The organism is Halomonas piscis (genome assembly GCF_031886125.1).
Classification (GTDB): domain Bacteria; phylum Pseudomonadota; class Gammaproteobacteria; order Pseudomonadales; family Halomonadaceae; genus Vreelandella; species Vreelandella piscis.
In genome coordinates this window covers 779,641-804,170 of the sequence record NZ_CP119391.1, presented here as the reverse complement: position 1 = coordinate 804,170, position 24,530 = coordinate 779,641, and the positions used below count along the sequence as shown (strand labels likewise).

23 protein-coding genes are annotated in these 24,530 nt (G+C 66.7%); 12 read left to right on the top strand and 11 right to left on the bottom strand.

The window, feature by feature from the left end; all coding sequences use genetic code 11:
• Positions 1-13 precede the first annotated feature (13 nt).
• The 4 genes from P1P91_RS03775 to P1P91_RS03760 all read right to left on the bottom strand — a co-directional run bounded on the left by P1P91_RS03775 (position 14) and on the right by P1P91_RS03760 (position 3,046).
• Positions 14-229, bottom strand: coding sequence for a DUF1653 domain-containing protein (locus tag P1P91_RS03775; RefSeq protein ID WP_311884635.1), 216 nt, complete (start codon positions 227-229; stop codon positions 14-16).
• A complete protein-coding gene (gene tcdA, locus P1P91_RS03770) occupies positions 226-1,113 on the bottom strand; it encodes a tRNA cyclic N6-threonylcarbamoyladenosine(37) synthase TcdA (protein ID WP_311884633.1) in 888 nt (295 codons plus the stop codon). The genes P1P91_RS03775 and tcdA overlap by 4 nt, the downstream gene beginning before the upstream one ends.
• Before the next feature lie 27 nt (positions 1,114-1,140).
• Positions 1,141-1,902 (bottom strand): pseudouridine synthase, encoded by a 762-nt coding sequence (locus tag P1P91_RS03765; protein WP_311884631.1) that lies wholly within the window; start codon positions 1,900-1,902, stop codon positions 1,141-1,143.
• Between the two features lie 73 nt (positions 1,903-1,975).
• Entirely contained in the window at positions 1,976-3,046 is a 1,071-nt protein-coding gene (locus P1P91_RS03760; protein WP_311884630.1) for an alpha/beta hydrolase, read from the bottom strand.
• A gap of 206 nt (positions 3,047-3,252) precedes the next feature.
• On the opposite strand from P1P91_RS03760, the gene sodC reads away from it, so the two are divergent.
• A complete protein-coding gene (gene sodC / locus P1P91_RS03755; protein WP_311884629.1) occupies positions 3,253-3,786 on the top strand; it encodes a superoxide dismutase [Cu-Zn] SodC in 534 nt (177 codons plus the stop codon).
• An 81-nt stretch (positions 3,787-3,867) separates the two neighbouring features.
• On the opposite strand, the gene bfr is transcribed toward sodC, so the two are convergent.
• From bfr to lptF, 5 genes are all read right to left on the bottom strand, one after another.
• A complete protein-coding gene (gene bfr / locus P1P91_RS03750; protein ID WP_311884627.1) occupies positions 3,868-4,353 on the bottom strand; it encodes a bacterioferritin in 486 nt (161 codons plus the stop codon).
• Positions 4,354-4,589: 236 nt separating this feature from the next.
• On the bottom strand, positions 4,590-4,796 hold the full coding sequence (locus P1P91_RS03745; RefSeq protein WP_311884626.1) for a (2Fe-2S)-binding protein: 207 nt from the start codon (positions 4,794-4,796) through the stop codon (positions 4,590-4,592).
• A 70-nt stretch (positions 4,797-4,866) separates the two neighbouring features.
• The gene (locus P1P91_RS03740; RefSeq protein WP_311884625.1) at positions 4,867-5,394 is read right to left on the bottom strand and encodes an RDD family protein; all 528 of its coding nucleotides are present in this window, start codon (positions 5,392-5,394) and stop codon (positions 4,867-4,869) included.
• A gap of 45 nt (positions 5,395-5,439) precedes the next feature.
• The gene (gene lptG, locus P1P91_RS03735) at positions 5,440-6,504 is read right to left on the bottom strand and encodes an LPS export ABC transporter permease LptG (RefSeq protein ID WP_311884624.1); all 1,065 of its coding nucleotides are present in this window, start codon (positions 6,502-6,504) and stop codon (positions 5,440-5,442) included.
• Entirely contained in the window at positions 6,504-7,580 is a 1,077-nt protein-coding gene (lptF, locus tag P1P91_RS03730) for an LPS export ABC transporter permease LptF (protein WP_311885681.1), read from the bottom strand. Before lptF ends, lptG begins: the two co-directional genes overlap by 1 nt.
• 108 nt (positions 7,581-7,688) lie before the next feature.
• Here lptF and P1P91_RS03725 point away from each other — a divergent pair, with 108 nt between their 5' ends.
• The 10 genes from P1P91_RS03725 (at position 7,689) to P1P91_RS03680 (ending at position 22,183) form a co-directional block, all read left to right on the top strand.
• Positions 7,689-9,209: a leucyl aminopeptidase gene (locus P1P91_RS03725; protein WP_311884623.1), complete on the top strand. Its 1,521-nt coding sequence runs from the start codon at positions 7,689-7,691 to the stop codon at positions 9,207-9,209.
• 156 nt (positions 9,210-9,365) lie between these two features.
• The gene (locus P1P91_RS03720; protein WP_376717468.1) at positions 9,366-10,445 is read left to right on the top strand and encodes a branched-chain amino acid aminotransferase; all 1,080 of its coding nucleotides are present in this window, start codon (positions 9,366-9,368) and stop codon (positions 10,443-10,445) included.
• 14 nt (positions 10,446-10,459) lie between these two features.
• On the top strand, positions 10,460-10,891 hold the full coding sequence (locus P1P91_RS03715; protein ID WP_311884620.1) for a DNA polymerase III subunit chi: 432 nt from the start codon (positions 10,460-10,462) through the stop codon (positions 10,889-10,891).
• A gap of 45 nt (positions 10,892-10,936) precedes the next feature.
• Positions 10,937-12,130, top strand: coding sequence for an MFS transporter (locus tag P1P91_RS03710; protein WP_311884618.1), 1,194 nt, complete (start codon positions 10,937-10,939; stop codon positions 12,128-12,130).
• Positions 12,131-12,231: 101 nt separating this feature from the next.
• Positions 12,232-15,129 carry a valine--tRNA ligase gene (locus P1P91_RS03705; protein ID WP_311884616.1) on the top strand — a complete coding sequence of 966 codons (2,898 nt, stop codon included), beginning with the start codon at positions 12,232-12,234 and terminating at the stop codon, positions 15,127-15,129.
• A gap of 204 nt (positions 15,130-15,333) precedes the next feature.
• Positions 15,334-16,569, top strand: coding sequence for an ABC transporter substrate-binding protein (locus P1P91_RS03700; protein ID WP_311884615.1), 1,236 nt, complete (start codon positions 15,334-15,336; stop codon positions 16,567-16,569).
• Positions 16,570-16,571: 2 nt separating this feature from the next.
• Positions 16,572-18,269: an ABC transporter permease gene (locus tag P1P91_RS03695; RefSeq protein WP_311884613.1), complete on the top strand. Its 1,698-nt coding sequence runs from the start codon at positions 16,572-16,574 to the stop codon at positions 18,267-18,269.
• Positions 18,262-18,846: a TIGR04283 family arsenosugar biosynthesis glycosyltransferase gene (locus tag P1P91_RS03690; protein ID WP_311884612.1), complete on the top strand. Its 585-nt coding sequence runs from the start codon at positions 18,262-18,264 to the stop codon at positions 18,844-18,846. The genes P1P91_RS03695 and P1P91_RS03690 overlap by 8 nt, the downstream gene beginning before the upstream one ends.
• Before the next feature lie 41 nt (positions 18,847-18,887).
• On the top strand, positions 18,888-21,035 hold the full coding sequence (locus P1P91_RS03685; RefSeq protein WP_311884610.1) for an FAD-dependent oxidoreductase: 2,148 nt from the start codon (positions 18,888-18,890) through the stop codon (positions 21,033-21,035).
• On the top strand, positions 21,032-22,183 hold the full coding sequence (locus P1P91_RS03680; protein ID WP_311884608.1) for an FAD-dependent oxidoreductase: 1,152 nt from the start codon (positions 21,032-21,034) through the stop codon (positions 22,181-22,183). The genes P1P91_RS03685 and P1P91_RS03680 overlap by 4 nt, the downstream gene beginning before the upstream one ends.
• Positions 22,184-22,186: 3 nt before the next feature.
• On the opposite strand, the gene P1P91_RS03675 is transcribed toward P1P91_RS03680, so the two are convergent.
• Both P1P91_RS03675 and P1P91_RS03670 read right to left on the bottom strand, forming a co-directional pair.
• Entirely contained in the window at positions 22,187-22,672 is a 486-nt protein-coding gene (locus P1P91_RS03675; protein WP_311884606.1) for an META domain-containing protein, read from the bottom strand.
• Between the two features lie 21 nt (positions 22,673-22,693).
• Complete coding sequence (locus P1P91_RS03670) at positions 22,694-23,134, bottom strand: VOC family protein (protein WP_311884604.1); 441 nt, start codon at positions 23,132-23,134, stop codon at positions 22,694-22,696.
• Positions 23,135-23,301: 167 nt separating this feature from the next.
• On the opposite strand from P1P91_RS03670, the gene P1P91_RS03665 reads away from it, so the two are divergent.
• On the top strand, positions 23,302-24,336 hold the full coding sequence (locus P1P91_RS03665) for an IS110 family RNA-guided transposase (RefSeq protein ID WP_311882511.1): 1,035 nt from the start codon (positions 23,302-23,304) through the stop codon (positions 24,334-24,336).
• Positions 24,337-24,530: the final 194 nt, after the last annotated feature.

The window sequence follows — 24,530 nt, the reverse complement described above, 5'->3', positions numbered from 1 at the left end:
GGGGCCAAAACCGTTAAAACGCCTTTTCCAGGGCAAAGCGCGGCTGCTGCCGGCCGTCCTTTTCCACGGTTTCGTTGAACATGGCAAGCGGGCGCACCCAGAGGTCGTAATCGCCGTAGAGCGCGCGGTAGACCACCAGCCGCTCTTCGGTTTCGCTGTGCTGCGCGCCGCCCAGCACTTCGTACAGCGGCCCCTTGTAGTGACGATAAATACCGGGAATCGGGTTCATGGCTGCTCCTCTACCGCCAGCGCGGATGAAGCGCCGACCGACGCCTCGCTCCGGGCTCGGGCAGTGTTGGCCAGCCGGGCAAGCACCCGGGACGCGGCCGTAAAGCCAAAGGAGCCGGTCACGAAGGTGGCGGCGCCGAAGCCGCTGGCGCAGTCTAGCCGCATGGCTTCGCCGCCGGCGGGCTTTTGCCCGCATACCTCACCGTCCGGAGCCGGGTAGGTCAGCTGCTCGTCGGAGTAGACGCATTCGACCGCAAAGCGCCGCCTGGGGTTGCGCGAAAAGCCGAACTCCCGGCGTAGCCGGGCGCGGGTTCTGGCCAGCAGAGGGTCTTGCTGCGTACGCGCCAGATCGGCCACCTGAATACGCGTGGGATCCGTTTGCCCGCCGGCCGCGCCGGTCACGGTCAGCGGTATTTTGCGCCGCTTGCAAAAAGCAATCAGCGCCGCCTTGGCGATCACGCTGTCGATGGCGTCGACCACGTGGCTGGCGTCCGAGGGAATACGCGCTTCCAGGTTGGTCGGCGTGGCAAAGGCGGTATCCGCCACCACCTCGATCTCGGGGGCAATCAGCCGACAGCGCTCGGCGAGCACCTCGACCTTGGGCCGGCCCACGGTGCCGTCCAGGGCGTGCAGCTGGCGGTTGACGTTGGACACGCAGACGTCGTCCAGATCGATCAGGGTAAGCTTGCCCACTCCGGAGCGCGCCAGCGCCTCGACCGTCCAGCAGCCGACGCCGCCCACGCCGACCACGACCACATGGGCGTGGCGAAAGGCCTCGGCGGCGCGGGTGCCGTAAAGCCGGCGGATACCGCCAAAGCGCAGGCCGTAGTCATCGGCCGGAGCCGGCGCCTCAACCGGCGCCGGTACTGTCTCGGTTTCAGCCATTCGGGTTCTCATCACGTGACGTTAAACTCAAGGGTTGCGAGCCGGCAGCGGCGTCAGGCGCTGGCGGTCCACCGGCAGGTGGCCGGCCCAGCCAAAATGCTCGAACAGCGCGGCCATGGGCGCGTCCAGAGCGCACTCAAGCGTCAGCCGCTGCTTGAATACCGGGTGCTCGAACGCCAGCCCGGTCGCCGCCAGCAGCAGCCGGGGCGCCTCCAGGTGACGGGCAAAAAAGCGGTTGTGCACGCTTTTCCCGTGCCTGGTATCGCCGATGATCGGGTAGCCGCGCCGGGACAGGTGCCGGCGAATCTGGTGGTGTCGCCCGCTCAGCGGCCGCGCCTCCACCAGCGAATAGCGCGCCTGGGGGTAGCGATTCACCTGCACCGGCAGCTCGACGCTGTCCAGCCGGGTGATATCGGTCACCGCCGGCATGGCCGGCATTTCCGCCTTGGGTCGGCTGCCGTTTTCGTCGCGCAGGGGGTAATCCAGCCGTTCGCTCTCGGGGGCTATGCCCCGCACCACCGCCAGGTAACGCTTGTCGAGCTGCTGCTCGGCAAAGGCCTCGCACAGCCGCGCGGCGATGTCCGGCGTCAGCGCAAACACCATCACCCCGGAGGTCGGCCGATCCAGCCGGTGAACCGGGTAGACGCGCTGATTGAGCCGGTCGCGCAGGCGCTGGAGCAGAAACTCACGCTCGCCACGGGCCAGCGCCGTGCGGTGGACCAAAAGCCCCGCCGGCTTGTGCACGGCGACCAAATGCGCGTCCTGATACAGCAGCGTCAACGAGGGCATGGCAACTCCGGCAAAGCAGACGGCTATTGTCGCGGCTTGGCGCGCGGATGTCACCTCTGCGCCGGCAACTCGCCTACGTCTGCTCCGCCTCCAGCTGCGCGACGAAGGCGGCCACCTCGGCAAAAGCCTCGTCGGCCTCGGGCAGCAGCGGAGCAAAAATCTGCCAGACGTGCACCATGCCGGGCCAGAGCTGCAGCGTGACCGGCGAGCCCTCAGCGGCGGCTCTGGCGGCGTAGCGCCGGGCGTTGTCCACCAGCATTTCATCCGCGCTTGCCTGAATCAGCGTCGGCGGCAGGCCGGCCAGCCTGCCGCGCAGCGGCGAGGCCTGGGGATCGGTCGGCGACACCCGAAACAGCGCCAGCACGCCCCACCACACCAGCGGCCGAGGCAGCCTGGCCAGGCGGCCGAACATCGGGCCCAGCAGCCGGTCGGCGGCAATATTGCCGCGGTTGCTGGGCGCGGTCAGCGTCAGGTCCGTGGAGGGGGAAAACGCCACGGCGCCGTCGGCCTGGCGCAGACCGCTATCGCGCAGCCAGGCCAGCAGCGCAAGCGTATGGCTGCCGCCGGCGGAGTCCCCGGCCACCAGCATGAAATCGGCCGCGGCGGCGCCCTCCGGGCCGTTGTCGAGCAGCCAGCAATAGGCCTCTCGGCAGTCTTTTACGCCGTCCATGAAGCGGTGTTCCGGCATCAGCCGATAGTCCACGGCGAAGACGGCGGCCCGGGTTGCTCGGGAGAGACGGTCGGTGATCGCCCGGTGGCTGCGCGGGCTGCCGGCGGTCCAGCCGCCGCCGTGAAGATACAGCACTCGCCGCCGGGTATCCGTGCCCGGGGCAATCATCCATTCGCCCCGGGGCGCCTTCTGCAGCTGCCGCGCCGAGTGCAGCACCAAATCATCGCTCAGCGCATCCATGTGCTCGCGCAGCGCCGCCAGCCCGGCCTTGCCGGAGCGGCTCTTGGCGACGGCGTGCGCCTGTTCGACAAGCTCGTGCGCTCGCTGAAGCTCGGGGCTTGGCGCCTGCTGGCGCACGGCATGCGCCTGCCGGTCCAGCGCCGACAAGTCCTCCAGACGAAACGTTAGCCGCGTGGCAAGCACGGCCGCCGCCAGAAGCGCCAGCGCGGCCAGGGTAAGATACAGCCAGAACATCGGGCACCTGTTTGCTTGAACGCCCCTTCGGTCATAGAGGCGAAAATAGGCAAGGGCACCGGCAGCCGCAGCGGGCAAGCTCAGGGCCTGCCCTGCCATTTCGGTGCGGCATTGGGTCACGGGGCAAAACTTTGCTAGGCTCGATTCAGGCTTTCAAGCCAACGCTGCCCCTGCGGGCAGTCTTTTATCAGCAAGGAGGTAACCCCATGCGCTACATTGCACCGCTTACCGGTATTGCCGCATCGCTGCTGCTCGCTGCCTCGGCTCACGCCGCCGACACGCTCGACGTTGACGTCCACAGCGTCAGCGCCGACGGCGTCGGCGACTCCCTGGGCACCGTCACCCTGGAGCAGACCGATCACGGCCTGCTGCTGACGCCCTCTCTTGAAGGCCTGGAAGCCGGCATCCACGGCTTTCACGTTCACCAGAACGCCAGCTGCGAACCCAAGGAAGACGACAACGGCGAAACCGTTGCCGCGCTGGCGGCGGGTGGCCACTACGACCCTGAGTCCACCGAGACCCACCAGGGGCCCTACGGCGACGGCCATCTCGGTGACCTGCCGGCCCTTGCCGTCGATGACAACGGCGAGGCCAGCCTGCCCACCCTGGCACCGCGGCTGAGCCTTGACGACATGAACGGCCGCAGCCTGATGATCCACGAAGGCGGCGATAACTACTCCGACGAGCCCCATCTGGGCGGCGGCGGCGCCCGCGTCGCCTGCGGCGTGATCGAACAGTAATTGTGAAGCACACGTGAAAACGGGCAGGCCCCATCGCGGCCTGCCCGTTTTTGTTCCCGCTGCGATGTCGCAGCGAGGCAGTTACTCTTCGTCGCCGGCCATCTGCATCTGGCGCTGCAGGTAGTTCTGAATACCTACCTGCTCGATCAGGTGCAGCTCGGTTTCGATATGGTCGATGTGGTCTTCTTCTTCGGCCAGCAGGTCGCGCAGAAGATCGCGGCTAACGTAGTCCTTGACGCTTTCCGCGTAGGTAATCGCTTCGATATAGTCGCGGCGGCCATCGTGCTCGATCTTGAGGTCGCTTTCGAGCATTTCCTTGACGTTCTCGCCGATGTAAAGCTTGCCCAGATCCTGGAGGTTGGGAATGCCTTCGAGGAAGAGAATGCGCTCGATCAGCTTGTCGGCGTGCTGCATCTCCTCGATGGACTCGTCGTACTCCCACTTGGCCAGCGCCTTGAGCCCCCAGTCCTTGTACATCTTGGCGTGCAGGAAGTACTGGTTGATCGCGACGAGCTCATTGCCCAGCGCAATGTTCAGATGTTCGATAACTTTCGGATCGCCTTTCATGACACACCTCTTGGTTGGGCATTGCAGCGCGCAACGCCATCCCGTATTGCCTGACGAGGCCTGGCCTGCGGTCAGGGTTGTTCCACCAGGGTGGCAGGCATAAAAAGCCTGCTCCCGGAGCTTTCCGGGAGTATAGGGTAAAAAGGGGAAAGTTAAAACGAATCAGATAGTTGCTAAAGGCAACAAAAACAAGAGCGATTCGCGTCACGAGGCGTTGTCGTCAATCTTCCCGGCGGTCAAATGGCATAGGCCAGCCCCATGTCAGCTTCGGCACGCGCTTCGCTGACCGCCTCACGGGTAATGGCCTTGGCCGTGCAGGCGCACTTGCCGCACTGGGTGCCGCAGCCGGTGGCTTCGCGGACGTCCCGCCAGCTGCGCGCGCCGTCATCGACCTCACGGCGGATCCGGTGATCCGTGACTCCCTTGCACATACAGACGTACATGACAACACCTCGCTCAATACACGAGGTTAATGTAAATGATTCCCATAGTTAATCGCAAGTGGTAACGGCACTATTTTTGTGCTGCCTTGTTTTGTGCTGCCTTGTGGCGAGCTGCCTTCTTGCCTGCCGCCTTGGGCAGCACCACCGTTTGCGTCCCCGAGGCGATATCCGGCCAGCTTCTCTTCTGCGGATCAACCAGCACCCACCAGTAGCCCAGGCCCGCGGCGGCAAGCGACACCCAGGCGGCCATACAGCGGATCAGGCTCTGGGACAGGCTAATCGGCCCTCCCTGGGCGTTTTGCACCCGTAGCCGCCAGGTCTGCATCCCCAGGGTCATGCCCCCTCGGCGCCAGCAGTAGGTAAAAAACGCCGCCGCCGAGCACACCAACAGCAGCCGCAGCGTCGCCACGGCCAGATTCCCGGTACCGATGCTTTCGGCACTGCGGCCGAGCACAAAGCGCAGAAAGGCCATATGCATCACCGTGACCACCAGCCAGATGGCCAGCACCAGAAAGCCGTCGTAAAGCATCGCCGCCAGCCGCCGGGGCAGCGCCGCCGGGGTGACGCTGTCCAGCTGGGTAAAACGTCGTTGAGTCATGGTCTCTCTCAAAAAGCCGTTGCGCTCAAAAGCCGTGGCGTCGCCTCAGCCGTTGCGGCGCAAAAGGAAAAGCCCTGCCGCCGCGCAGGCCAGGATAGGCACCAGCACCGCCCAGACCGGCGAAAAGCCGAAGAGGGTCGACGCCGGAGCAAGCAAATCCTGAGTGTATTTGAACAACAGCCCGGTAATCACGCCGTAAAACACTCGGGTACCGGCGGCCACGGAGCGCAGCGGGCCGAACACGAACGAGGCCGCAATCAGGACAAGCGAGCCCATGGTCAAGGGCAGCAGCATTTTCTGCCAGAAGTACAAAAGCGGCTGCTCGGCGCTGCGCCCCTGGGACTCCAGAAACTGCGCGTAGGCATAAAGCTCGCTTGGCGACTGGCTTTCGACGTCGCGCAGCAGCCGCTCAAGCTGCTTGGGCGTCAGCGCGGTTTCCCAGCGCTCGCTTGCACGGTGGCTGGCTTCGGTATGCTCCGCGTACAGGCGCGTGGTCGAGACGTTGCTCAGGCGCCACTCGCCGTTTTCCCAGTGGGCACTCTCGGCGTAGGAGGCCTCGACCAGCTGGCGATCGTCAAAGCGATAGCGCAAAAGGTCGAGCACCACGTTGTCCGCACGAATGGCTCCGAAGCGATAGATGCTGTCCTCCTCGATCTGCCAGGCGCTGCGGCTGGTGAGCAGCGCCCCCTCGCCCCGGCGCTGCTCGAACTGCCAGGCCTCGGCAAACTGCTCGGTGCGCGGGCTGACGAATTCCGCCACCAGCAGCACCGCCACCACCACCAGCAGCACCGGCTTCATCACCCCCCAGACAATACGCGCAAGCGACCGCCCGGCGGCGCGCATCACGGTCAGCTCGTTGTGTGATGCCATGCTGCCAAGGCCGATCAGCGCGCCGATCAGCACCGCTACCGGGGCGTACTGGTAAAACCGCCAGGGAAGGCGCATGCCCAGATACAGCAGCACGTCCAGGCTTGAGTAGTCGCCGCCCACGTCGTCCAGGTCATCGATATAGGCGATGATCAGATCAAGCCCCAGCAATACGACCTGCACCACCAGTATGGAAGCCAGCACATTGCGGGCGATATAGCGGTCCAGACGATCCATCAGCATCAGCGCATCCCCTTGCGTTGCGAACGCCACAGTAGCCCCAGCCCCAGCGCCAGAAAGCCGCCGTGAACCGGCCAGACGCCAATCGCGACGGGCAGGGTGGCGTTACCCACGGCGTCCACGGCGGCCAGCAACAGGCTCAGATAGGCGACGTACAGAAACACCGCCGGCAGCAGCTTGGCAAAGCGTCCCTGGCGCGGGTTGACCCGGGACAGCGGCTGGGCAATAAGCCCCAGCACGAACACCATCAGCGGTACGCCCATGCGCCACTGCCACTGCGCCATGGCCTCGGGCTCGCCGCTTTGCCATAGCGACGCGGTGCTCTGAAACTCCGCGGCATCCAGCTCCCGGCGATCGTCGCTCACCCCCAGCCGGATGGTGTAGCGCTCAAAGGCCAGGTGTTCGGCCTGGTGCTCCCCCGGCGTCACGCCGAAGCGGTCGCCGCTTTCCAGCACCAGAAAACGGCTGCCGGTCTTGTCGCGCCTCTCCTGATGCCCCTGCTCGGCCCGGGTCACGTAGTTGGGCACCTCTTCTCCGCGGCCGCCGAGCTGATGGACGAACACGTTCTCCATCTGCTGGCCGTCCCGGGAAAAGCCGCTGATGTAGGCCGTGCGCCCCTGGCCGAAGTTCTGAAAGCGGCCCGGCGCCAGTATCGAGGCATCCAGCCGGCTGCGCTGCTCCTGAATCACCTCCTCGTTGAGCATGCTGCCCCAGGGCGTCAGCCAGATACTGCACGCGCCCACCAGCAGGGCCACCAGCAGCGAGGGCAGCAGAGTAATTTGCAACAGCTTCGCCGGGCTCACCCCGCAGGCCACCATGACGGTGATTTCGCTGTTCATGTAAAGCTGGCCGTAGGCCAGCAGGATGCCCAGAAAAAACGCCAGCGGCAGCACCAGCTCCATGAATCCCGGCAGATGATAAAGCATCAGATTGCCCAGCACCGTCACCGGGAAATCGCCCTCTGCCGCCTTGCCGAAATAGCGGATAAAGCGCCCGCCCATGACCACCAGCAGCAACACGCCGGCCACCGCCGACATGGTAAGCAGCACTTCACGGGTCAGATAGCGAAATAGAATCAACGTGATCTCCGGCCAGTCTTGCAGGATGCCATGCAATGCGCCCACGGCTTGGTTACACTGGCGGGCATTATCCTGAATCTCTCGATGCTTGTCTTGTTTGGAGACGCCATGCAATTTTCCGTTCAGACCGCCAACCCCGCCAAGGCCGAAACCGCCTGCGTCGTCGTCCCCGTATTCAAGGACGGCGAGCTTCTGCCCGCCGCCGCCCGGCTGGACGACGCCAGCGAGCGGCTGATTGGCCAGCTGGCGGAGCGCGGCGACTTCGACGCCGCCCTGGGCAACGTGCTGATGGTGCCCTTTGCCCCCGGCCTTTGCACCGAACGGCTGATGCTGGTGGGGCTTGGCGAGCGGAAAGACTGCCGCGAGGCGGCCTTCCTCAAGGCGCTGGACGCCGCCAGCGAAGCGCTGATCAAGCTGCCCGCGGACGACGCCGTGATCGCCTTCGCCGACGTGCCGCTGGACGACCGCGACAGCGCCTGGAAAGCGCGCAAGGTGCTCGAGGCCGTTATAGGCGCCGGCTACCGCTTCGACCGCTTCAAGACATCGCCGGCCGAGGCGCCCGTGCTTGAGCGGGTGGCGCTCTGCGCTCGGGACAGCGACGAGGCCGCGCTCATCGAACAGGGCGCCGCCATCGGCCGCGCCGTTGGCGAAGGCGTCAACCATACCCGCACGCTTGCCAACCTGCCGGGCAACGTCTGCACGCCGCGCTATCTGGCCGAGGCGGCCGAGGCGCTGGCGGCCGAGTCCGACGGCGCGCTTACCGCCGACATCCTCGACGAAGAGGCCCTTGAGGCCCTCGGCGCCGGCTCGCTGCTGTCGGTGGGGCGCGGCAGCGTCGAACCCACGCGGCTGATCGTGATGCACTATCGGGGTGCCGACAACCCTGACGAGGCGCCCCACGTGCTGGTGGGCAAGGGCATTACCTTCGACTCCGGCGGCATTTCGCTGAAACCCGGCGCCGGCATGGACGAGATGAAATTCGACATGGGCGGGGCGGCGAGCGTGTTCGGCACGGCCAAGGCTGTGCTCGGCATCCGCCCCAAACTCAACCTGGTGTTCATCGTCGCCGCGGCGGAAAACATGCCGGGAAGCAAGGCCACCAAGCCCGGCGATATCGTCACCACCCTCAAGGGGCTCACTGTCGAGGTGCTCAACACCGACGCCGAAGGCCGCCTGGCGCTGTGCGACGCGCTGACCTACGCCGAGCGCTTCAAGCCGGCAAGCGTGGTGGATATCGCCACTCTTACCGGCGCGGCCATCATCGGCCTTGGCCACCACGCCAGCGGGCTGCTGGCCAACGATGACGATATCGCCCTGGACGTGCTCGACGCCGGGGAGACCGCCTGGGACCGCGCCTGGCACCTGCCGCTGTGGGACGAGTACCAGGAGCAGCTGGAGTCCAACTTCGCCGATCTGGCCAACATCGGCGGCAAGCCCGCCGGTACCATTACCGCCGGCTGCTTTCTCTCGCGCTTTGCCGACCGCTTTCCCTGGGCGCACCTGGATATCGCCGGCACCGCCTGGCACTCCGGCAAGCAGAAAGGCGCTACCGGCCGCCCGGTCGGGCTTTTGACCCAGTACCTGCTGGATCGGCAAAACGAGGCTGACGTGGAAGACGTCGAGCGCTAACATGGCCTTCCCGGGGCTTGCCGGCACTCTGCCGGCAAGCCCGCGCCGGCTTTCTACTCCGGTTTTACGCCTGTCCTTTATCCGCCAGCCCCGCGCTGGTTTTCAGCGGAGAACACGCCCGTGCCTTCAGACTCCTTTTCTGCCGACGCCTTTCAACTGGTACCGTCCAACCAGCCTGTGCCCGACAACGTCCGCGACAGCATTCTTCAGGCCCCGGGGTTCGGCGTCCACTTCAGCGATCACATGGCGCACATCCGCTGGACGCTGGAAGCCGGCTGGCACGCCCACGGCGTCTCTCCCTACGGCCCGCTGACCCTGGACCCGGCCGCCGCGGTGCTGCACTACGCTCAGGAAATCTTCGAGGGCATCAAGGCCTACCGCCACGCCGACGGCTCGGTGTGGACCTTTCGCCCGGAGAAAAACGCCGAGCGTTTTCGCAAAAGCGCCCGCCGACTGGCCCTGCCGGAGCTCTCCGATGCCGATTTCATCGGTGCGCTCAAGGCGCTTTTGGCCCAGGACCACGCCTGGGTGCCTACCCCGGCCGACGAGTCCGACGAGTGCAGCCTTTACCTGCGCCCCTTCATGATCGCCACCGAGGCGTTTCTCGGCGTGCGCCCCTCCCACGAAGTGGATTTCTACGTGATCGCCTCGCCGGCGGCGGCCTACTTCAAGGGCGGCGTGGAGCCGGTATCGATCTGGCTTTCCCGCCACTACAAGCGCGCCGCCCCCGGCGGCACCGGCTTTGCCAAGTGCGGCGGCAACTATGCGGCGTCGCTCGCCGCCCAGAAAGAAGCCGATGCCCAGGGCTGTAGCCAGGTGGCGTTTCTCGACGCCGCGGAGAATCGCTGGATCGAGGAGCTCGGCGGCATGAACCTGTTTTTCGTCTTCAAGGACGGCCGCCTGGTCACCCCGCGCCTGACCGATACCATCCTCGAAGGCGTTACCCGGGACTCGGTGCTGACCCTGGCGCGAGACGAGGGCCTGACGCCGGAAGAACGGCCGGTGAGCCTTGACGAATGGCGCGAGGGCGCCGAATCCGGCGAGATCATCGAAGTCTTTGCCTGCGGCACGGCGGCGGTCATCACCCCGGTCAGCGAACTGGTCACCGAGCACGAGCGCATTCGCCTGACCGCCGGCGGCGACAACGCCGTGGCCAAGCGTCTGCGCACCCAGCTTTTGAACCTGCAGTACGGCCGCTGCGAAGACACCCGCGGCTGGCTGACCCGGCTGGTATAGCCCCGAGCACTCCTATGGCGCGCATCGACTTCTATATTTTGCCGGATACCACCCTCGAGGCGCGCCTGGCCTTTGCCTGCCGGCTGGCCGACACCATCTGGCGCCGGGGCTACCGGCTGCACCTGCACTGCGAAGACCGCGCCCTTGCCGAGCAGGCCGACGCCGCGCTCTGGGACTTTCGCCCGGACGCCTACCTGCCCCACGCGCTGGAAGACAGCGAGATGGCCGCAAGCGTGCCGGTGACGCTGGGCACAGGGGAGCTGCCCGCCCCCCAGGGCGAGACGGCGCTTTTGAACCTGCATCCGGACATTCCCGAGGGCTTCGAGCGCTACGCCCGGATAGCCGAAATCATCAACCAGCATCAGGCCGTGCTCATGGCCAAGCGCGCCTGCTGGCAGCGCTACCGCGCGCTGGGTCACGAGGTGGTGCCGCACCGGCTGGGCTAGCGGCCGGCCTGCGACATCGTTTTCCGTTTTCTCTCCGGTGACTTTATGCTGCGGCTTGCACGCTTTCCGCTGGTGACCATCGTGATCGCCCAGTTTTTCGGCACCTCGCTGTGGTTCAGCGTCAACGGCGTCGGCGAAGCGCTGAAGCGGGCGGCGGGTTTCACCGACGGCGATCTGGGACTTTTGACCATTGCGGTGCAGGCGGGGTTCATCAGCGGCACCATCGCCATTGCTGTCACCGGCCTTGCCGACCGGGTGCGCGCCAGTCACCTCTTTGCCGGCGCCGCGCTCACCGGCGCGCTGGTCAACGGCGCCTTTATTCTCACCGCCCATCAGCTGGCGCTCGGCGCGCTGCTGCGTTTTCTCACCGGGCTGTGCCTGGCCGGGATCTACCCGCTGGGCATGAAGCTGGTGGTCAGCTGGACGCCCCGACAGGCCGGCGCCGCCCTCGGCTGGCTGGTGGGCATGCTCACCCTGGGCACCGCCTCACCGCACCTGCTGCGCGGGCTCACCCTTGCCCTTCCCTGGCAGTGGCCGCTGCTGCTGGCCTCGCTGCTGGCGGTAGCCGCGGCAACGCTCATACTGATGCTGGGCGTGGGGCCGCACCTGCCGGAAAAAGCGTCCGCGGGGACGCCCTGGGCCGGCGCCCGCGCCTTCAGGCAGCGGCCGTTCCGCGCCGCGGCGCTTGGCTACTTCGGCCATTCCTGGGAGCTTTACGCTTTCTGGGCGCTGGTGCCGCTGCTCGTCACCCGGGAGCTCGAGCGCCTTGACGCTTCGCTGGCGGGCGTGGCCTGGCTGAGCTTCGCCGTCATGGCCCTGGGTACCCCGGGTTGTATCCTGGCCGGCCGGGCCAGCCGCCACTACGGAAGCGCGGCGGTCGCCCGCGCGGCGCTGGCTACCTCCGGCACGCTGTGCCTGGTCTATCCGCTGCTGGGCAGCGCCCCGCCGTCGGTGCTGATCGCGCTGCTCGGCGTCTGGGGGGTCAGCGTGATTGCCGACTCGGCGCAGTTCTCCGCGCTGGCCTCCCAAAGCGCCCCGCCGGACCGGCTGGGGGCAGCCCTGGCCGGGATGAACGCCATCGGCTTTGCTCTGACCATTCCCGCCATCGCGCTGGTGACCACACAGTGGGCCGAGCACGGCCCGGCCGTGCTCTGGTGGCTGCTGCCCGGCCCGGTGCTCGGCCTTCTGGCCATGGGCAGCCGCCACCGTCAGTCGGGAAGCGACCGGGACAAAGCCTGACGCCGGACGGCTTCAGGGGTTATACTCGACGCCATTTTCGCCTGCTGCCCCACAACATCCATGCGATGCCCCGGCGCGGCATCCTTGCTATGAGTGACTCCATGGAAAAGACCTACCAACCCGAAAGCATCGAAACCCGCTGGTATCAGCGCTGGGAAGCCGACAACCGCTTTGCGCCCGCCGGCAGGGGCACGCCGTTTTCCATGATGATTCCGCCGCCCAACATCACCGGCAGCCTGCACATGGGCCATGCGTTTCAGGACACCATCATGGACACCCTGGCCCGCTACAAGCGCATGCAGGGCAACAACACCCTGTGGCAGATCGGCACCGACCACGCCGGCATCGCCACCCAGATGCTGGTGGAGCGCAAGCTTGCCGCCGAGCAAGGCAAGACCCGCCACGATCTCGGCCGCGACGCCTTCATGAACAAGGTGTGGGAATGGAAAGAGGAGTCCGGCGGCCACATTACCCGCCAGCTGCGCCGCATGGGCGCAAGCGTCGACTGGTCCCGCGAACGCTTCACCATGGACGACGGCTTCTACAAGGCGGTGCAGGAAGTCTTTGTCCGCCTGCACGAAGACAGCCTTATCTACCGCGGCAAGCGGCTGGTCAACTGGGACCCCACCCTGCACACCGCGATTTCCGACCTGGAGGTGGAAAACCGCGACCGGCAGGGCAGCTTCTGGCACTTCCGCTACCCGCTGGCCGACGGCGTCAAGACCGACGACGGCCGGGACCACCTGGTGGTCGCCACCACCCGCCCGGAAACCCTGCTGGGCGACACCGGCGTGGCGGTGAACCCCGACGACCCGCGCTACGCCTCGCTGGTGGGTAAGTTCGTCGAGCTGCCGCTGGTGGGCCGGCGCATTCCGATTGTGGCCGACGGGCACGCCGACATGGACAAGGGCTCGGGCTGCGTGAAGATCACCCCGGCCCACGACTTCAACGACTACGAGGTGGGCAAGCGCCAGGGGCATCTGTTGATCAACGTCCTGGCCAAGGACGCCACCGTCCTTGAGCGCGCCGAGATCTACAACCTCAAGGGCCAGCTCCAGCCGGGCGAAGACGCCAGCCTGCCGGCCCAGTACGCCGGTCTCGACCGCTTCGAGGCGCGCAGGCAAATCGTTGACGACATGGACGCCGCCGGCCTGCTGCAGGAAGTCGAGACGGTCAACAACACCCTGCCCTTTGGCGATCGCTCCGGCGACCTCATCGAGCCGCTTCTGACCGACCAGTGGTTTGTCGCCGTGGAAGAGCTGGCCCGCCCGGCGATCAAGGCGGTGGAAGACGGCGATATCGAGTTCGTGCCAAAAAACTACGAGAACATGTATTTTTCGTGGATGCGCGACCTCCAGGACTGGTGCATCTCCCGCCAGCTGTGGTGGGGCCACCGCATTCCCGCCTGGTACGACGAGAGCGGCAACGTGTATGTCGCCCGCACCGAGGCCGAAGCCCGAGAAAAGTACGGCATCGCCGCCGACGTGGCGCTCACCCAGGATGAAGACGTCCTCGACACCTGGTTCAGCTCCGCACTTTGGACCTTCGCCACTCTCGGCTGGCCCGAGCAGACCGAGGAGCTTGCCACCTTTCACCCCACCAGCGTGCTGGTCACGGGCTTTGACATCATCTTCTTCTGGGTCGCCCGGATGATCATGATGACGCTCAGGTTCACCGGCGAGGTACCGTTCAAGACGGTCTACGTCCACGGTCTGGTGCGCGACGGCCAGGGCAACAAGATGTCCAAGTCCAAGGGCAACGTGCTCGACCCCATCGACCTGATCGACGGCATCAGCCTCGACGACCTGGTGGAGAAGCGCACCGGCAACATGATGCAGCCGCAAAAGGCCAAGGCCATCGCCAGGGCCACCCGGGACGAGTTCAAGGAAGGCATCGAGCCCCACGGCACCGACGCGCTGCGCTTTACCTTCCTCTCCCAGGCCACCACCGGGCGCGACATCAAGTTCGACATGAGCCGGCTGGACGGCTACCGCAACTTCTGCAACAAGCTGTGGAACGCCTCGCGCTACGTGCTGATGAACGCCGACGGCGAGGACTGCGGCGCGGACGGGGGCGAGGTCACGCTGTCGCTGGCCGACCGCTGGATTCTCTCGGCGCTGCAGAAAACCACCGCCCAGGTGACGCGCCACATCGACGCCTACCGCTTCGACCACGCCTCCCAGGCGCTTTACGACTTCGTCTGGAACGAATACTGCGACTGGTATCTGGAGCTGTCCAAGCCGGTGCTGTGGGATGACGTACAGGGAAGTACTAATGCCGCGGGAGACAGGACGTCGGGAGCGGCAGAAGCAGAGCTTGCCAAACGCCAGCGCGGCACCCGGCAAACGCTGGTGCGCGTGCTCGAGGCCGTGCTGCGCCTGGCCCACCCGATGATGCCGTTCATCTCCGAAGAGATCTGGCAGCGCGTGGCCCCGCTGGCCGGCACCCACGCAGGCGCGGGCGACTCCATCATGGTGCAGCCGTGGCCCGAGTCCCATGGCGATAGCATCGACGAGACCGCCGAGCGGGATATCGACTGGCTCAAGGGCGTGATCGTCGCCGTGCGCAACGTCCGCGCCGAGATGAACATCGCCCCGGGCCGGGAAATCGACGTGCTGCTGACCAAGGGCCGCGCCGAAGACGCCGCGCGCCTTCGCCAAAACCGGCCGTTTCTGATGAAGCTGGCCAAGCTTGCAAGCGCCACCTGGCTGGATGATCCCGACGACGCCCCGCTCTCGGCCACCCAGCTGGTGGGCGAGATGGAGGTGCTGGTGCCCATGGCCGGACTCATCGACAAGGACGCCGAGCTTGCCCGGCTGGACAAGGAAATTGCCAGGCAGAACAAGCAGATCGAGGGTATCGAGAAAAAGCTCGACAACGAGAACTTCATCGCCAAGGCGCCCGCGGCGGTGGTCGACAAGGAGCGCGGCAAGCTCGCCGAAGTGCGCGGTGCTCGGGCCCTGCTGGAAGAGCAGCGCCAGAAAATCGGTTCGCTTTAACCCTTCCGATCGCAGCTGCCCCCGCACGTGTCCCTGCCCAACGCCCGCCCCGCGCGGGCGTTGTGCTATGCGGCCGTCCCGCACTGCGCTAACTTGTCGCGCTTCGCCATGTACAATAAACGAAAACCCTGTAACACTATCGTCAAGCTTTCTCAGACCAACCGGAGGGCGTCACCGCCTCCGTCGCGACCCAAGGTACCCTGCATGCCCCACCGCTTGCTGTTCACCGCCGGCGTGCTGACCGCGCTTTCGCTGCCCGCTTTTGCCGCCGCGCCGCCGGCACCCGACCCCGATAGCTGGAGCGCGGTGCTCGAGCGCGCCGCGGGCCAGACGGTGTACTGGAACGCCTGGGGCGGCGATTCGCGGGTCAACCGCTACATCGACTGGGTCGCCGAGCAGATGCAGGCGCGCTTTGACGTCGACGTCGAACACGTCAAGCTCGAGGATACCGGCAGCGCCGTGGCCCGGGTGCTGGCGGAAAAGCAGGCGGGCAACGAGGCCGACGGCAGCATCGATGCGCTCTGGCTCAACGGCGAGAACTTCGCCGCCATGCGCGAGAGCGACCTGCTGTTCGGCCCCTTTGCCGAGTCGCTGCCCCACTTTGCGCTGACCCGCCCGGCAAACAACCCCGAGGTGGTCACCGACTTCACGCTGCCTACCGACGGCTTCGAGTCGCCCTGGGGCAAGGCTCAGATCACTTTCTACCACGACAGCGAAGCGCCAGGCTTTAGCGCAGGCCGGACGCCGCCGGGCAGCATGAACGAGCTGCTCGCCTGGGCCAGAGACAATCCCGGACGCTTTACCTACCCGCGCATCCCCGACTTTACCGGCAGCACCTTTTTGAAGCAGGCGCTGATCGAGCTGACCGGGCGGGACGAGGCGCTTTACCAGCCGGTGGCGCAAAGCGACTTTGACAGCGTCACCGCGCCGCTGTGGGACTATCTCGACGCGCTGCACCCGCACCTGTGGCGCCAAGGTCAGAGCTTCCCCGCTTCCGGCCCCCGGCTACGTACCCTGATGAGCGACGGCGAGCTGTCGCTGGCGTTTTCCTTCTACCCCACCGATGCCGCCGTCGCGGTCAAGGAATACCAGCTGCCGCCAAGCGTACGCAGCTACGTGCTCGACGGCGGCACCCTGGGCAACGTGCACTTTATCGCCATTCCCTACAATTCGCCGCACAAGGCCGGCGCCATGGCGCTGGCCAACTTTCTGCTCTCGCCCGAAGCCCAGGCGCGAAAGCAGTCGCTGGACGTTTGGGGCGATCGCACCGTGCTCGACGTAGCCCGGCTGAGCGAAGACGACCGGGCGCTGTTTGACGCGCCGTCGGACAATCCCGCGCTGCCCCCGGCAGGCGCGTTCGACAACACCCTGGCCGAGCCCCATCCCAGCTGGACGGGCGCGCTGCAGGACGCCTGGCTCAAGCGTTACGGAGTTAACTAGCCGTGCTGCGGCTGGCCCCGGTGCTGGTAATCGGCCTGCTGACGCTACCGGTGGCGGCGGGGCTTGCGATGATTGTGCTGCCGGCCTTTGGCTATCTGCCGGCGCTCGGCGGCAACGCTTTTGGCCTGGCGCCCTGGCGGGAGCTGTTCGGCCAGCCGGGACTTGGGCGCTCCGCCGCGCTGAGCCTGGCAAGCGGGCTGGTCACGCCGGCCGTCGCCCTTGCCGCCGTGGTGCTGTTTCTGGCCGCGGGGCAAAACGGCCGGCTGGCGCGCAGCGTGCGCCGGCTGGTATCGCCGCTGCTAGCCGTCCCCCACGCCGCGCTGGGCTTTGGCCTGGCGTTTCTCATTGCGCCCTCGGGGCTCGCCATGCGGCTGGCATCGCCCTGGCTAACCGGCGCCAGCCAGCCGCCGGATGCGCTGATCGTCAACGACCCGCTGGGGTTTGCGCTGATGGCCGGGCTTATTCTCAAGGAAATGCCCTTTCTGCTGCTGATGAGCCTCGCCGCCCTCGAGCGGCTGCGGCCGGAAAAGCGCGTGGAGATCGCCCGAGCGCTTGGCTATGCACCAACCCTTGGCTGGCTGAAAACCGTACTGCCCGCGCTCTATCCGCTGATCCGTCTGCCGGTCTACGCGGTCATCGCCTACGCCAGCGCCAACGTCGACATGGCGCTGATTCTGGGCCCCACGCTTCCACCAACCCTGGCGGTGTCGATTCTTGAGTGGTTCAACGATCCCGATCTGAGTCAGCGTTTCATGGCCTCGGCCGCGGCGGTGCTGCAGCTGGGCGTGACGCTTTCTGCCCTTGGTATCTGGTGGCTCGGCGAGCGGCTGGCCGCGCGGCTTTTGCGCCCCTGGCTGACCGGGGGCGGCCGGCGGCGCGGCGAGAGGACGCTGCGCGCCATCGGCCGCGTGGGGCTAAGCGGCGCGAGCCTTGCCGCCGTGGCCGCGCTCGCCGGGCTGGTGCTGTTTTCCTTCGCCGGGTACTGGCGCTTCCCCGAGGCGCTGCCGCAAGCGCTGACGCTTGATCACTGGCGGCGCTTTACCCCAATGCTCGGCGAAGCGCTTTCCCGCACCGCGGTGATTGCGCTGGCGGCCACGCTTGTGGCCACGCTTTTGGTGCTCGCCGTGCTGGAAAACGAGCACCGGCGCAATATACGGCCCTGGCGAGCGCTGTGGCTACTGTACGTGCCGCTGCTGGTGCCGCAGATCGCCTTTCTCTTCGGCCTGGTGGTGGCCGCCGAAAGCGTCGGCATCGGCCCCAACCTCGGGCTGGTGATTGCCGGGCACCTGTTGTTTGTGCTGCCCTACGTCTACCTGTCGCTGGCCGAGGCCTACCGGCGGCTCGACCCGCGCTGGCTGGAAATTGCCCGCACGCTCGGCGTCTCGCGCAACGCCGCCTTCTGGCGGGTGCGCCTGCCGCTTTTGGCCGCCCCGCTGGCCACCGCCTTCGCCGTGGGGCTTGCTATCAGCATCGGCCAGTATCTGCCTACCCGGCTTCTCGGCGCAGGGCGGGTCGAGACCGTGACCACCGAGGCCGTGGCGCTGGCCTCGGGCGGCAACCGAAGGCTGATCAGCGTCTGGGCGCTGGTGCAGGCCGCCCTGCCGCTGGTGGGCTTTACCCTCGCCGCCGTGCTGCCCGGCCGCCTGGGCGCGACAGGGCGCACGGCGCAGACTGTGACAAAGGAGGCTACGCTTGGCTGACACCGCTGCACCCAACCCGGCTCACCTCAGCATCGTCATCCCGGTGCTCAACGAAGCAACGACGCTTGCGGCAACGCTTGAGGCCCTTCAGCCTCTGCGCCGCCGGGGCGCGGAGCTGGTGGTGGTCGACGGCGAAAGCCGGGACGCCAGCGCCGCCCTGGCCCTGCCGCTGGCTGATACCGTGATGACCGCCGCGCCCGGCCGCGGCGCGCAGATGAACCTCGGCGCCAGCGCCGCCGGCTTTGACACCCTGCTGTTTCTCCACGCCGATACCCGCCTGCCCGAAGACGCCCCGAGGCAGATTCAGCGGGCGCTTGAGACCCACCGCTGGGGCCGCTTTGACGTTACCCTGACCCACCAGCCTGGCGTCATTGCCGCGCTGATCAACGCCGGCTCGCGGCTCACCGGCGTCGCTGCCGGCGCCCAGGCCCTGTTCATGACCCGGTCGGCCTTCGCCGCTGCCGGGGGCTTTCCCGAACGGCCGCCACGAGAAGCCATCGCGCTGAGCCGGCAGCTGAAAAAGCAGGGCAGGCCCGCCTGCCTCAAAGCTCGGGTTGAAAGCTCGGCCCGACCCTGAATGCGCTCGCCCCTCGACCCTTTCACCCGCCGGAGAGACCCGTGAACCGACAACGCCTGCTGCTTGCCGCCCTGCTGCTGATCGCCATCGGTGCCTTTTTTGCTACCGGCGCCCACGAATGGTTCAGCCTGGACACGCTCAAGGCCTACCAAAGCGACTTCCAGGCGGCGTTTGACCGCCGCCCCTGGCAAATCGCCGGGGCCTTTTTCGTCGTCTACGTCATCATCACCGCGCTGTCGCTTCCCGGAGCAGCCATCATGACCCTGCTGGGCGGGGCGCTGTTCGGCCTGGCCGTGGGGCTTGTGCTGATCTCCTTTGCCAGCGCCATCGGGGCGACGCTTGCGTTTCTGATCTCGCGCTACCTGCTGCGCCGCCCCATCGAGCGGCGCTTTCCCCGCCGCCTGGCCGCCATCAACCGAGGGGTAGACAGGGACGGCGCGTTCTACCTGTTTAGTCTGCGGCTGGTGCCGGCATTTCCGTTCTTTGTCATCAACCTGGTAATGGGGCTCACGCGGATCAGAGCGCGGACGTTCTACTGGGTCAGCCAGGCGGGCATGCTTCCGGGAACGGCAGTGTTCGTCAACGCCGGCGGCCAGCTGGGCGAGATCCAGCGCCTGGGCGACGTGGTATCCCCGGGGCTCTTGCTCTCCTTTGCCCTGCTGGCGGTGTTTCCCTGGGTCGCACGCAAGCTCATGCGCCTGGCCCAGCGGCGCAAGGCCTACCGGGGCTTTGCGCGCCCCAAACGCTTTGACTACGACATCCTGGTCATCGGCGCCGGCTCCGCGGGCCTGGTGAGCGCCTACATCGGCCGGGCGGTGAAGGCCAAAGTAGCGCTGGTGGAAGCAGGCGAGATGGGTGGCGACTGCCTGAACACCGGCTGCGTGCCCTCCAAGGCGCTGATCCGCGCCGCCCGGGCGGCCCACGAAGTGCGCCACGCCGAGCGCTTTGGCATTCATGCCGGCCACAACGCCGGCAAGCCCAGGGTCGACTTTGCCCGGGTCATGGAACACGTGCATGGTGCCATCAAGGGCGTGGCTCCCCACGACAGCGTCGAGCGCTATACCGCGCTCGGCGTGGACGTGCATAGCGCAAGAGCGACGCTTGTGACGCCCTGGGAGGTCGACGTCGGCGACAGGCGCTTAAGCGCCCGGCACATCGTCATTGCCACCGGCGCGCGCCCGGCAATACCCGGGCTCCCCGGCATCGACCAGGCCCGGGTGCTGACCTCGGAAACCCTGTGGCAGCTTGAAGAGCTGCCCGGGCGGCTGGCGGTGCTCGGCGGCGGCGCCATCGGCTGCGAGCTGGGGCAGAGCTTCGCCCGGCTTGGCAGCCAAGTGACGCTGATCGAGGGCAGCGAGCAGCTGTTGGGTCGCGAAGACGCCGAGGTGAGCGAGCACATGGCCAAGACCCTCGAGCAGGACGGCGTGGCCGTGCTGACCAATACCCGGGCCGAGCGTATCGACCACGACGGCGGCCAGCGGCTGCGCCTGTGCCGCGCCGACGGCGGCGAGCAAAGCGTCGAATTCGACACCCTGCTGGTGTGCGTGGGCCGCCGCGCCAACGTGGAGGGGCTGGGGCTCGAAGCGCTGGGCATCGCGACGGATAACGGTACGCTTGAACTCAACCGCCAGCTGCAGACCCGGCTGCCCAACGTCTGGGCCTGCGGCGACGTCGCCGGCCCCTACCAGCTGACCCACGCCGCCGCCCACCAGGCCTGGCACGCCGCGGTCAACGCCCTGTTCGGCGAGGTCAAGCGCTTCAACGTGGACTACCGCTTTATCCCCTCTGTGGTCTACACCCAGCCCGAGATAGCGAGAGTGGGGCTCAACGAGCGCGAGGCCAAGGAACAGGACATCGACTACGAGCTCACCCGCTACGCCATGGCGGACAGCGACCGCGCCATTGCCGAGGGCGCCACGGCGGGCTTTGTCAAGGTGCTCACCGTACCCGGCCGGGACAGGATTCTGGGCGCGACGATCGTGGCCGAAAACGCCGGCGAGTGGCTGGGCGAGTTCAGCCTGGCTATGAAGCACGGGCTCGGCATGAACAAGCTGTTGGGCACGGTTCATCCCTACCCCACCCTTGGCGAGGCGGCCAAGGCCACCGCCGGGGCATGGAAAAACGCCCACAAGCCCGAGCGGGTGCTACGGCTCCTCGAGCGCTACTTCCGCTGGCGGCGCGGCGCATGAACGCGGAGGCCGCACACAAAGAGCTGGTACTGATCGGCGGCGGCCACGCCCACGCCCTGGTGCTCGACGCCTTTGCCCGCCGCCCCGAGCCCGGCGTTCGCCTGAGCGTGATCAGCGAAAGTGCGCTTGCGGCGTATTCCGGCCGGGTGCCCGCCTGGCTCGCCGGGGAGTGCACCCTGCGCGAGACACAAATTGACGTCGCCGCGCTCTGCCGCCGGGCCGGCGCGCGGTTTATTCAGCGGCGAGCCACGGCCTTCAGCGCCGCGGGGCGAGAAGTCACGCTTGAAAGCGGCGAATGGCTGGGCTTTGACCTGGCCTCGATCAACGTCGGCGCCACCCTTGAGCCGCCGCGCCAAACGGCGAAGACGCCCCCCTGCCTGCTCGCCCTGCGCCCGCTGGCCGGGCTCCCGACGCGCTGGCAGGCGCTCTGCGCGCGCGTTGACGCTCTGGCACCGGGAAGCCGGCAACGGGTGGTGAGCGCGGGCGGCGGCGCGGCCGGCTGCGAAACGCTGCTTGCCGTGCTGGCCGCGCTGCGTGCCCGGCGGCCGGACGTGACCTTTGACGCCACCCTGATCAACGCCGGCCAAACGCTTTTGCTCGGCACGGGCCGGCTGCCAAGAACGCTGCTCGTACACGCGCTGAAGCGCGCCGGGGTAGCTCTACGCCCGGGCGTGCGCGCAAGCGGGCTTGGGGAAGAGACCGTATTGTTGGAGCAGGGTGCGCCGGTGCCGGCCGATATCGTGCTCTGGGCCACCGGTGCTGCGGGTCACGACTGGCTCGAGGAAAGCGATCTGGCGCTCGACGCGCGGGGCTTTATCGAGGTGGAAAAAAACCTTGAAGCGCGGGGCGCGCCCGGGGTGTTTGCCGCCGGGGACGGCGCGGCATTCCCGACCGCGCTGCCCAAGGCCGGCGTCTATGCGGTGCGCGCGGGACCTGTGCTGGCAGACAACCTGCGTCGGGCGTGCCGGGGCGAGCCGCTCAGAGACTGGCGGCCGCCCCGGCGGGTGCTTTCGCTGATCGGCACCGGCGACGGCCGCGCGGTGGCCGCCTACGGCCCGCTGGGGGCGGGCGGACGCTGGGCATGGCGCTGGAAGGCCCGCATCGACGGGCGCTTTATCGCCCGCTTGAACCCTGGCCCGATTCGCTGACGGCTAGTTTGCCTTGCGCCAGCCGCCGATGACCCCGCTGTCTGGACCAAAGAACACCAGCCGGTCGTGGTCGATCAGATAGCGATAGGCGTTTTCCAGCATCTCGGTGACGCGCCGGGCATCTTCAAGCCTCGGGCAGGCCTTGCGCGTGGTGGCAAGCTCTTCGATGCTGATGCGCTGATTGTCGCCAAGCTCAGCCTCGCCGGTAAAGCGGTTGCAGCCGTCACTGCCGCTGACGCGACCGTCCGGCGCGATGCGAAAATGCGCCGATTCGGGCAGCTCCAGCCGCTCGTGGGTGCCGATGAGCAGCAGGTTCCAGCGCTGGTCAATCACCTCGCCGGCGAGCGGTTTGGCACTGCCGCCCGGCTCCTCGGGCGCCGATGCCGGCGGGGTGCTGGAGCAGGCGGCCAGCAGCGAGGCCGACGCTGCCAGGCTGATGGCGCCCCAACGGCGGGCAAGAGCAGAAAGTTTCGTGACGGATGGCGTCATGGGGTGTCCTCGGTGCGGCCTCTACCAGGTGCCGGTGTTGTCCATGGAGGCCCAGGGCTCGGCGGGTTCAAGGGGCTCGCCCTTTTGCAAAAGCTCCACCGAGATGCCGTCCGGGGAGCGCATGAAGGCCATGCGGCCGTCCCTCGGCGGGCGGTTGATGGTGACGCCGCTATCCTGGAGGTGCTGGCACAGGCCGTAGATGTCGTCCACCTCATAGGCCAGGTGGCCGAAGTTGCGCCCGCCGTCGTAGGTTTCCGGGTCCCAGTTGTGGGTCAGCTCGATCTCCGGCGCCTGCTCCTCCGTCGAGCGGGTTTCGTCCTCCGGGGCGGCGAGAAACACCAGGGTAAAGCGGCCCTTGTCATTGTCCTTGCGGCGCATTTCCTTGAGCCCCAGCAGGTCGCAGTAGAAATGCAGCGCGGCGTCCAGGTCGCTGACCCGGACCATGGTGTGCAGATAGCGCATGACTCACCTCAACGATAAAAAAACAGGTCGTCGCAACTTATCGGGCAAAACTCATCAGTAAACTGTTGTGGGAAATGGGATGGACCCGTCCTTCTGTGCCAAGCTGGATATGACATCTAGCTAGCAGTGCACAGAACACTGACGGCATCTGAAAGGAGGGCCCATCCATGAAACAGATTAGCATTGTCGGCATTGACCTGGCCAAACACGTTTTTCAGTTGCACGCCGCCGATGCGCGCGGCCATAACATCTTTAACAAGCAGGTTAAGCGTGATCAGCTGCGGCTCACGCTGGCCCAGCTGCCGCCTTGCCGCATCGCCATGGAGGCGTGCGGCTCGGCCCATTATTGGGCACGCGAAATTCGCGCCCTGGGCCATGAGGCAGAACTACTGCCGCCGCAGGCGGTCAAGCCCTTCGTGCTGGGCCACAAGAATGATGCACGCGATGCCGCGGCTATCGCCGAGGCCGCAGCACGCCCGGCGACGCCTCGGGTGACGATCAAGACAGAAGCGCAACAATCCCTGCAAGCGGTGCACCGGGTGCGCAGCCGGTTAGTGCGCGAGCGCACTGCCATCGGCAATGAGCTGCGCGGCCTACTGGGAGAGTTTGGCCTGATCGTGTCGCAAGGGCATGCGGTAATACGCCAAGGTGTGATCCGTGAACGCCTGGACGAGCAACGGGCGCGGCTGGGTGAAGAACTCTACACCCTGCTGAACGATCTGCTCGACCAGTGGCTCGAGAACGATGCGCGGATCGCGCGCTATGACAAGCGGCTGCAGCGACAGGCCAAAGCGTCAGCCGACATGCAGCGGCTGATGAGTCTGCCCGGCATCGGCCCGATCAACGCCACGCTGTTGTTCAGCCACCTGGGCGATCCGGCACGGTTTCCCAACGGGCGTCAGTTCAGCGCCTCGTTAGGGCTAGTGCCACGCCAGCATTCCAGTGGTGGCCGCCATCAGTTAATGGGTATCACCAAACGCGGCAATGGCGAGGTTCGACGGCAGCTGGTGCACGGTGCCCGCGCGGCATTACGCCAGTTTCAGCGCCAGGAACAGCCCGACCGGCTGTCCCGCTGGGCCTGCTCATTAGCGGCGCGTCTTGGACAACGCAAGGCCATTGTGGCCCTGGCAAACAAGATGGCGCGGATTTGCTGGTCGCTATTGGCCCATGAGCGCCGCTACCAGCCGCAGGAGGCCGCTTAATGATACCGAATAAACAGGCGAGATCGTTCAGCATACGATAAGTTACCCAACCCCGAGGTTGCGCAGGCGAGATGCTTCGATGGCATAACGGGTCAGACCGACTCTCTGTCACTCTGTGAAGTGCGCAGGCCCATGGCGAGGCCGAGTGGGAGATCAGAGCAGAGAGCGCGTATTCCATCAGGGCCAGGCACCGC